Consider the following 9556-nt stretch of genomic DNA (forward strand, 5'->3'; position numbering starts at 1 on the left):
ATCAGTTCAGGAATTCATCAAAGGTGAGTGATACATAATACAGGGCACCCATACGGGGGTTGGCAAAGGAGGTGGTAAAGCGTTCGTTCAGAATGTTAGAGCCCCCAACCTTCAGCACGGTCTTCAGTTCAGGAATTTTGTAGCTCACCTGAGCATCCAGTGTCTGATAGGCCGGAATAACTCCTTCTCCTATTGAAGATTCCCACAAGAAAGCATCCTGCCATCTCCATACGATATTAAAGCCCAGCTCTTCTGTGACCTTGCGATTGGCAAAGCGGATATTATATCTCCACTCAGGAGTGTTGTAGGCCGCGCGGAAGCCCTGAGCAATCAGATCATCCTGATCTATGAGCTTGTTGTAAGCTACGTTTCCTCCCAGGGTATATCCTTTGCTTAGAGAATAATCTACCGCTGCTGCAAATCCGTGAGCATTCACCGTACCATCCGCATTGACATCAAAGCCAAAACGCTGAAGAGGAACAGACTGGGTTACGATTCCATCAGGATTGGCTGGCCCTTCATAAGGAGGGTTCCCGTTGTTACCTCCCAGCGCAGTTTGGGCGAAATCAATTTCAGCGACAAAATCCTGATAAGCACTGTAATAGTAATAGGCATCTATCAGCAGTTTATTATTGATCAGGCCTTTATAGCCTACTTCAAATGTGTTGACTTTCTCTGTATCAAACGCTTCAAACTCCACCGGGTCAAGTATTGCACGGGCAGCAGCCAAATCTCCATCGGCCTGGTAAGCCTGCTGGGCAGCAATAACACTTTGGGTAGTGTATACTGTGTTACTTTCAAAATTATAACGGTCTACTAATACGGAATTGCTTCCAATCAGTCGGCGGGTAACTACATCCAGGTCAATGAACTGATCCTGCGTAGTAGGAATGCGGAAGCCACGCTGAAAGGATGCCCTGAAATTATGATTTCCCTGCGCAGTATATACCCCTGAAATTCGGGGAGAGAACTGGCCGTCAAAATATTCATTCTTATCATAGCGCACTGAGCCGGTGAGGTCCAGCTTATCATCCAGCAGCTTTTTGGTGAGCTGTATGTAGGCTCCCCATTCATCAATGTCAAATTCATCTCCATTGTCTTGCAGGGCAAAGAGGGTACCATCAGATTTTAAGTTATAGCGACGGTAATTGGCTCCCACGATTACCTCAGCAAAATCTACCTGTTCACTCAGGTTGTACATACCTTCAAAATGAGTCAGGCTGGTTTCATCCAGAAATTTGGCCCCTCCTTCTGAAATTGGTACCTGCCGTAGAGAATCATATAGCTCCTGAAAGCGACCATTGTTAAGATTTTGCTCTCTCAGGTTGTCACTCACAGTCCTGGCCAGTGCATGAGCGTCATCTATAGATCCGCCTACAAGCCGTACAGCGGCGAAGCCTTGTACATAAGTAGGAATAGTCGTTTGTACGTTGATTAAGGTAGCTAATGTGTTAGCGGCATAGCTATCTCCTGAGTTTTCCTGGGTGCGATAGCCTCTCAGGAAGAAGTTGGTTCCTCTCAGCTCTGCTTTGGCTGTCCAGATAGAGAAATCGTCCAGTACAAAACGGTCGTTGGCAGTATATACCGTGCTTCCAAAACCCTGATTGAATTGGGCTAGCGCTTCCAGCTTATCATTGATACGATAGTGTATTGCTCCTCCAAGTTTTAAACTTTCCGTGGTGTTGTCTACAAATTCCTTTTCTGTGTAGCCGGTAGGGGTAAAGTTTCCTCTTTCATCCAGGGGCAACAATGCTTCAGCGCCCGAGCCAATGCCCAAAATACCTACGTTTAACAAAGGGTCACCATACACATTGACTCCATCATAAGTGCGGGAGTTGCGCTCATTTGGATCAATGCCTTCAGGACTGCGCTCTACCAGGTCCTGAGCATCCCGGTAATCCACACCGATAAAATCTACTGCCTTCAGGTATTCAGCATTAAGCTTGAAAGCAATTCTGTTGTTAAAAGCTTTAGCATAGCGTAAACCATAAGATTGATATAATCCCGGATCATCGTCCTCACCGTCAATATGGGTTATCCCTAGCTTGGCTGCTACGCTCAATCCCTGGTACTCAAAGGGGTTTTTGCTGTTCATTAGGATGATGCCGTTGATCGCGTTCGGGCCATAAAGGGCAGAGGCTGAGCCAGGCAGTAATTCTACACTTTCCAGATCAAGCTCAGGAATACCGACAATATTACCCACAGGAAAGTTAAGGCCGGGCGCCTGATTGTCTATGCCATCTATCAGTTGCACTACACGGGTATTGCCGTTAGCGCCAAAACCTCGGGGGTTAATAGATTTAAAGGTTAGGCTCTGAGCACTGACATCAATCCCTTTAAGATTGGCGATCTGATCATAAAAACTGGGTGCCGCGGCAGATTGAATATCGCGAATGTCCATTTTTTCAATGGAAACCGGAGACTGTAAGATAGATTCTTCTACTCTGGATGCTGAAACAACTATTTCCTGTCCCAATATAGCCTGCTCACTAAGCATGATAGTGAGGTCAGTCGATTGTGCTTCGGAAACGACAACTTCCTTCGGTTGATAACCTACACTGGAAACAACCAGGGTAAGAGGAGGAGAGTCATTGATAGTAAGTTCAAAATTACCATCGGTGTCAGTGATCGTTCCAATTACCTTACCTTTTACTAGAATATTTACTCCAATTAAAGGGGCATTACTTGCTTCATCTAGCACCTTTCCTGAAACACTGGTACTGGATTGGGCTTTAAGAGGGCTTATCGATATGCAGAGTAAATTTACTCCTAATATCAAAAGGCGTAAATATGTTCTCATAAATCCGTATTATATGATATTCATAATAATAACGGTAAATATGAGAATTAAATTGAAAAATTTGCAAAAATAAAAAAATGGTATTAATAGGTGTAAATTAAGGCCAGAATAAAAGGAGCAAAGTTAAGCGGTATCAGAAAATCAAATAAATGCTTGCAAAAGGTAAGGGGTGGGGATGGAAAAAATAAAAGGTAGAGATCTTTTCTCTACCTTAGTGTTTTATATTTTATTTAACTCATCTCGGACAAAATGCATGAGAGAGTGTATGTACGTTGTGCTAAAGTCAAACTTGATTCCTGCTGCCTCATAGACTTCAGGAATGGTACGCGTGTAGCCTAGTTTGAGGGCGTTTTTGTAACCTTTTAATCCCTTTTCAGGATCGTCCTTATAGTTTTTCCATACAGCGACTGCCCCAAGCTGTGCAAAACCATATTCTATATAATAAAACGGTACTTCAAATAAATGAAGCTGCTTTTGCCAAAGGTTGCTACGTTCTTCTTCCAGATCGCTCCAATCTGTAATACTATCGGAGAAAGTGCCAAAGATCTCATTCCACGCTTGCTTGCGCTCTTCTGTACTATGTTCAGGGTGCTCATATATCCAATGTTGAAACTTATCTATAGTGGCTACCCAGGGCAGGGTCTCTATGATCTGTTCCAGATGCTGGCGCTTGGCGCGCTTAAGATCATCTTCATCGGTGAAAAAAAGGTCCCAATGATCCATTGCGATGAGTTCCATAGACATGGAAGCCAGCTCAGCTATTTCCGAAGGCGCATGCTTGAAGTTATTAAGCTCCAGATCACGGGTTAAGAAAGAATGTACCGCATGTCCTCCTTCGTGCATGATGGTCACCATATCACGCAGATTAGAGGTTGCGTTCATAAAAATAAAAGGTACACCTGTTTCAGCCAGCGGATAGTTATAGCCGCCCGGAGCTTTTCCTTTGCGTGATTCCAGATCAAGATGCCCCATCGCCTGCATAATGGCAATACGTTCGCCCAGATAATCATCAAGCTTACTAAAGCATTCTATTGTTTTTACAGTTAACTCATTACCGTGCTGGAACGGTTTTAAGGGAGGCTCTCCGCTAGGATCTACGGCTTTATCCCAGGGACGTAGCTTCTCCAGACCCAGGCTTGATTTACGGTCTTTTGCCAAATCATTAAGCATAGGCACTACTTCTTTAGCTACTGCTTCATGAAAATCAAAGCAGTCCTCTTTGCTATAGTCAAAGCGACCCATAGCAGCAAACATATAGTCGCGGTAGTTTTCAAAACCGGCGTTCTTTCCGATTTTATCGCGTACGCTTATCAGTTTGCCAAAGAGGGCGTCCAGCTTTTCTTTGTCTTGCAAGCGGCGTTTGGTGATTTTACGGTAAGCATCTTCCCGTTCTACACGGTCAACGGATTGGAGCAGGTTTGCAGCTTGTTGTAGTGTCATTTCCTGCCCGTCAATTTCTACGCTCATGTCACCGGATATAGCACCAAAATTCTGAGCTTCCTGCTGCTCTTCAGTTTTGAGCGGAATGTTTTCTTCGCGGTAGATCTTAGCATCCTTTTCCAATTCACGGATCATAATAGGGTAGCCTTCCTCCTGCTTTAATTCTTCTAAGTACGGAGATTTAAGGGCTTTCTGATTAAGTTCATTGCTCACCGGCTCAATTTTAGGCTGAATCTGGGTGATGAACTCATTATAGCTTTCCCGTATCTTTTCGTTGGTAGTGTCACAGGTCATTTTGATGTAGCGCCAGGCCAGATTTTCTGAAAGTACGGCTTCCAGTTCGCTACGGTCCTGAAACCATTTGCGAAGGTCTGCTGCTGAACCTATATCACGCTGCAGCAAATCGTCAAAATAAGGCTTTACAGCTTCCCAACTGCTTACTTGAAAATCTTCGGGTAAGAAAGCTCTGTCTTTCTTTTCGGGTATCTTGATGTCTTCCATATTTAATAATGATTAATGATCAGTGAATAATGATCAATACGTAATTTTCAGTTTTGATCCTTTAGTCAATTTCAATTCTTACATTAGGAGTTAAAGGGTGGCCGACACAGGTCAATACGAATCCCTGCTGAAGTTCACCATCCGTAAGCGTATCTTCCTCGTCCAGCTTTACTCTTCCTGAAGTACACTTACCCATACAAGCGGTGCAGATACCACTCTGGCATGAGTAAGGCAAGTCAATGTCCAGCGCCAGTGCGGTATGAAGAATGGAGTTACCAGGTTCAACAGGAAAAGTATACTCTTCTCCATCATATACTACGGTAACTTCCTGTACCTCTTTAACAGTTTCGTTTTCAGTTTTAAAAGCTCCAATGAGGCCGTCCTCTACCGGTTTATCGGCTGATTCCTCAGAAACCTCACTATTCTCCGGCGAAGGAATAAACTCTTGCTCTTTTCCTTCTGAGGGAGAAGTAATACCTGCCACAAAGCTTTCTTTATGAATACGATTGTGATCCACAGCCAGCATCTTCAATCCCTCTATAGCATTATGCATCATTCCACTAGGGCCACAGATAAAGTATTCGGTATCTACCGCGGGAAGTTGTGGTAAGTCAGCTAAAAGCGCTCTTACCTGCTCCGGTTCTATCCGCCCATGCAAAGAAGGAAAGTCTGGTGAGGGTTCTTCCAGAATATGAATAACCTTAAAGGTGCGATCATATTTCCTGCTTAAGGCGTCCAGTTGATTCTTGAATATAATGGACTCTTCATCGCGATTAGCGTAGATCAGCGAGACTTTGGTTTTAGGTTCGGCATACAATACCGATTTCATGATGGACATAAGGGGTGTGATGCCGCTTCCCCCGCCAAACATGATAAGGTGCCTTTGCTCTGTGCCGATCAAAGTCGTGGTAAACTTACCCATAGGCTGCATTACCTCTAAAGTATCTCCCGCTTTGAGCTGATCGTTCAGATAGTTAGACACTTTACCGGATGCTACTCGCTTTACTGTCACTGCCGGATACTTATCCAGAAAAGGGCAGGTTGATAATGAATAAGAGCGTCTGACTCTTTCTCCATCTATAGGTAAAATAAGGGTAAGAAACTGTCCGGCCTCATATTGCAGTCTTTCTTCAGTCTGATCAAAAACGATCGTAATGGCATCTGATGTTTCTCTTATAATTTCTCGTACTGTAAGTTGATGGTATTTGTTACTCATCCTTTCTTTCTATTGCTTTAAAATTTATAAAATGATTGCTAAACTTCACTTATATATTCGCTTGGTAAGGCAAAATTGTTTGAATTTTAGGATTTGATACGCAAATATTCAATGTTTGACTGAATTGGAAGGTGAAATTCCTAAATTGCGCCCGAATTATATCGCTATATAACAAGCCTTAGGTAGAATAAAAAAGCAGGCATCTATAGCGTTAACATTTCCCAAAACATTGTTATCACTATGAACTTAAGCACTTTGACGGCCATCTCACCTATAGATGGCAGATATAGAAGTAAAACGGACGCTTTAGCACAGTATTTCTCAGAATACGCGTTAATCCGATACCGTGTACAGGTAGAAGTAGAGTATTTTATTGCGCTATGTGAACTGCGTCTTCCTCAGCTTTCGGGGGTAGATACGGCTGTTTTTCCTGAATTGAGGAAAGTTTATGAAGATTTTAGTGAGAAAGACGCAGCCTCTATTAAAGAAATAGAGAAAGTTACCAATCATGATGTCAAAGCGGTTGAATATTTTCTGAAAGAAAAGTGGGATGCGCTGGGGCTTACCGAATCCAAAGAGTTTATTCACTTTGGACTCACCTCGCAGGACATTAACAATACCGCTATTCCTGCCTCCATGAAAGATGCAATACAGCAGGAGGTACTGCCTCTGCTAAAAGAGGTAATGGATAAGATTCTTCAAAAAGCGGAGGAATGGAAAGATATTCCTATGCTGGCACGTACTCACGGTCAACCCGCTTCGCCTACCAGGGTAGGTAAAGAGTGGATGGTGTTTTACGAAAGACTTCAGCAGCAACGGGCCTTACTGGAAACACTTCCTCATGCTGCTAAATTTGGTGGTGCAACCGGCAACTTCAACGCTCATGCTGTGGCTTACCCTGACACAGACTGGCTGGCCTTCGGAAATCAGTTTACAGAAAAATATTTAGGCTTACGCCGCAGTCATCCGACTACCCAGATCGAGCATTATGATATGCTGGCTGCCCTTTTTGATAACCTGAAGCGGATTAACGTAATTCTGCTGGATTTCAGCCGCGATGTATGGCAGTATGTTGCTATGAACTACCTGAAGCAGAAAGTGGTAGCCAATGAAGTAGGCTCATCAGCCATGCCGCATAAAGTGAACCCCATAGATTTTGAAAATGCTGAAGGTAACCTGGGCATTGCCAATGCCTTGTTTGAGCATATGGCGGCCAAGCTACCGATCTCTCGCCTGCAGCGGGACCTGACTGACTCTACGGTATTGCGTAACATTGGCGTTCCTTTAGGACATACTTTAATCGCTTTTCATTCACTGCTTAAAGGTTTGGGTAAGATTGAAATCAATGAAGAAGCGATACATGATGATTTGGAAGAAAACTGGGCGGTAGTGGCCGAAGGCATACAGACCATATTGAGGCGCGAAGGTTTCCCCAATCCATATGAAGCGCTGAAAACCCTGACTCGCAAGCAGGAAAGAATTACTGAGGCAGCGATTAAGCAATTCGTACACTCGCTGGAAGTGAGTGAAGAGGTGAAACAAGAGCTATTGACAGTAACTCCTTTTAATTATACGGGGATAAGCAGTGACAAGAAATAATAAAACATTTTTTATAAAATCTTAGTATATTAACCTAGTTAATTAGATGTAGAGAAGCAATTGTATGCCAAATATTGAAATGCATGTATTAATTCTCTAATTTTACATGCTTAATTAACGTTCTGCGAGAGGCTTCAGACAGAAGCATTTAAAGGAAAAATTTCATATTATAGCTATATCTTAAGAAACGGCTGCTTTTGTATGCCGTTCTTTTGTTTTTTATAGTAGTACACAAAGTTTTAACATAAATAAGTATGGCACAGGTATCTTATTACACACAAGAAGGATTACAGAAGCTCAAGGATGAGCTGAATGAACTCAAAACTAAGGGCAGAACAGATATTGCCAAGCAGATAGCAGAAGCACGCGATAAGGGTGATTTGAGTGAAAATGCTGAATATGATGCTGCCAAAGATGCCCAGGGGATGCTGGAAATGAAAATCGCCAAACTGGAAGAGGTAGTGGGGAATGCCCGTGTGTTGGATGAGTCAAAGCTTGACACTTCCAAGGTTTCAATACTTTCTAAGGTGAAGATCAAGAATCAGCAGAATGGAGCTGAGATGACTTATACACTGGTTTCTGAAGAAGAAGCAGATCTCAAAAACGGAAAAATTTCCGTTAAGTCACCCATTGGCAAAGGCTTGTTGGGAAAGAAAGTAGGGGATACTGCCGAAATCCAGGCTCCCGCCGGTACCATGAAATTTGAGATCAAAGACATATCCATTTAGATCATGGCTAGCATATTCACCAAAATCATCAATCGCGAAATACCTGCATATATTGTTGCTGAGAATGACCATGCGCTGGCGTTTCTGGACATTCGCCCTTTGACCAAAGGACATACCCTGGTCATCCCTAAGCAAGAAGTAGATTATCTTTTTGATCTGGACGATGACTCCTATACGCAACTGCAACTATTTGCTAAAGAGGTAGCGCTTAAAATAGACAAAGTTATTCCCTGTGAGCGAATTAGCACTGCGGTGATTGGACTGGAAGTGCCTCATGCCCACATTCACCTCATTCCTATTAATAGCATGAGTGATGCTAACTTTGGTAATCCTAAACTGCAGCTTGCTGATGAAGAAATGGAGCAGATTGCTGAAAAAATACGCTCCGCTACATAAGTGTAGATTTTAATTCCCCTTTTTGAAACCAGCGTTAGGTGTGCTTCCGGCTCACCTGGCGCTGGTTTTTTATTTCCCGCCCTTTCTTATTCATGCCTGAATTTGACTAAAAGATTCATTCTTTCTGCAGATTCTCCATCACTACCCCACTTTACTACATCCCTCTCATAGTACACTTCGTGCCTTACCCTTTTTTATATCCCAATTACTCTAAATTTAATAAATATGTAGAGTATACATTGAATAATTGCAAATAGATATGGTTGTAAATACAATAAAAAATTAGATAAATCATATTTATTAAATAATGTAAAATGAGAGAAAACAGAATATAATATCGGCGTAGTGCAAAAAAGACTAAAAAAATTGCCGTGTACCTTTTTGTCAATTTTGAAGTCTGGAATGAGCGATCAGTTGATATTATTTACTAAAGAATAGACCACAAAGTAAGCTACGATTATCAAAAAGATGCTTTTATGAGCAAGTTTTACACATTTATCATCAGCCTGTGCATTTGTTTTTTGAGCCTGGAAGAGAGTTGGGCGCAATGTCCACAGCTTGATCAAATAAGTATACATACCAGCAATGCACAATCATTTGAGAAAGATGAGGGAACACTCCTCTTTACCATCTCAGCAGATATTGCTTTCAATAAAGATCAGTACAGAATCAGACTCTGGGATCATGATAAGCAACGCTACATCTATGATGATAACAACCCTGATTTTTTGAACATCACTGAGGTCAAAGTTGACCAAAATCAAATCAGTTTTGCCTCACTTCCCAAAGGCAAATATGCGCTTGAACTACATGGTGGAAACTGCCAGTACACTCGCTTTGAGGTAAGTGGTCATTCTGAAACTAAATCTAACTAGG

Annotated in this window: 7 protein-coding genes; 4 read left to right on the top strand and 3 right to left on the bottom strand. The window is 42.5% G+C overall.

The window, feature by feature from the left end; all coding sequences use genetic code 11:
• Window position 1: 1 nt before the first annotated feature.
• From OKW21_RS02070 to OKW21_RS02080, 3 genes are all read right to left on the bottom strand, one after another.
• Window positions 2-2800 carry a TonB-dependent receptor gene (locus OKW21_RS02070; RefSeq protein WP_277476743.1) on the bottom strand — a complete coding sequence of 933 codons (2799 nt, stop codon included), beginning with the start codon at window positions 2798-2800 and terminating at the stop codon, window positions 2-4.
• A gap of 219 nt (window positions 2801-3019) precedes the next feature.
• Window positions 3020-4741 carry a M3 family oligoendopeptidase gene (locus OKW21_RS02075; protein ID WP_277476744.1) on the bottom strand — a complete coding sequence of 574 codons (1722 nt, stop codon included), beginning with the start codon at window positions 4739-4741 and terminating at the stop codon, window positions 3020-3022.
• A gap of 61 nt (window positions 4742-4802) precedes the next feature.
• A complete protein-coding gene (locus tag OKW21_RS02080; protein ID WP_277476745.1) occupies window positions 4803-5957 on the bottom strand; it encodes a ferredoxin--NADP reductase in 1155 nt (384 codons plus the stop codon).
• A gap of 240 nt (window positions 5958-6197) precedes the next feature.
• Between OKW21_RS02080 and purB the strand changes: the two genes are divergently transcribed.
• The 4 genes from purB (at window position 6198) to OKW21_RS02100 (ending at window position 9555) form a co-directional block, all read left to right on the top strand.
• Window positions 6198-7556 (top strand): adenylosuccinate lyase, encoded by a 1359-nt coding sequence (purB, locus tag OKW21_RS02085; protein ID WP_277476746.1) that lies wholly within the window; start codon window positions 6198-6200, stop codon window positions 7554-7556.
• Between the two features lie 254 nt (window positions 7557-7810).
• Window positions 7811-8284: a transcription elongation factor GreA gene (gene greA, locus OKW21_RS02090; RefSeq protein ID WP_277476747.1), complete on the top strand. Its 474-nt coding sequence runs from the start codon at window positions 7811-7813 to the stop codon at window positions 8282-8284.
• 3 nt (window positions 8285-8287) lie between these two features.
• Window positions 8288-8680 carry an HIT family protein gene (locus OKW21_RS02095; protein WP_277476748.1) on the top strand — a complete coding sequence of 131 codons (393 nt, stop codon included), beginning with the start codon at window positions 8288-8290 and terminating at the stop codon, window positions 8678-8680.
• Between the two features lie 476 nt (window positions 8681-9156).
• Window positions 9157-9555, top strand: a complete 399-nt coding sequence (locus OKW21_RS02100) for a hypothetical protein (RefSeq protein WP_277476749.1) — start codon at window positions 9157-9159, stop codon at window positions 9553-9555.
• Window position 9556: the final 1 nt, after the last annotated feature.

This window comes from Catalinimonas alkaloidigena (genome assembly GCF_029504655.1).
Lineage (GTDB): Bacteria > Bacteroidota > Bacteroidia > Cytophagales > Cyclobacteriaceae > Catalinimonas > Catalinimonas alkaloidigena.

Coding starts and splice junctions, on each gene's coding strand:
- OKW21_RS02070 (WP_277476743.1), bottom strand. CDS start 2,800: ATGAGAACATATTTACGCCTTTTGATATTAGGAGTAAATTTACTCTGC.
- OKW21_RS02075 (WP_277476744.1), bottom strand. CDS start 4,741: ATGGAAGACATCAAGATACCCGAAAAGAAAGACAGAGCTTTCTTACCC.
- OKW21_RS02080 (WP_277476745.1), bottom strand. CDS start 5,957: ATGAGTAACAAATACCATCAACTTACAGTACGAGAAATTATAAGAGAA.
- purB (WP_277476746.1), top strand. CDS start 6,198: ATGAACTTAAGCACTTTGACGGCCATCTCACCTATAGATGGCAGATAT.
- greA (WP_277476747.1), top strand. CDS start 7,811: ATGGCACAGGTATCTTATTACACACAAGAAGGATTACAGAAGCTCAAG.
- OKW21_RS02095 (WP_277476748.1), top strand. CDS start 8,288: ATGGCTAGCATATTCACCAAAATCATCAATCGCGAAATACCTGCATAT.
- OKW21_RS02100 (WP_277476749.1), top strand. CDS start 9,157: ATGAGCAAGTTTTACACATTTATCATCAGCCTGTGCATTTGTTTTTTG.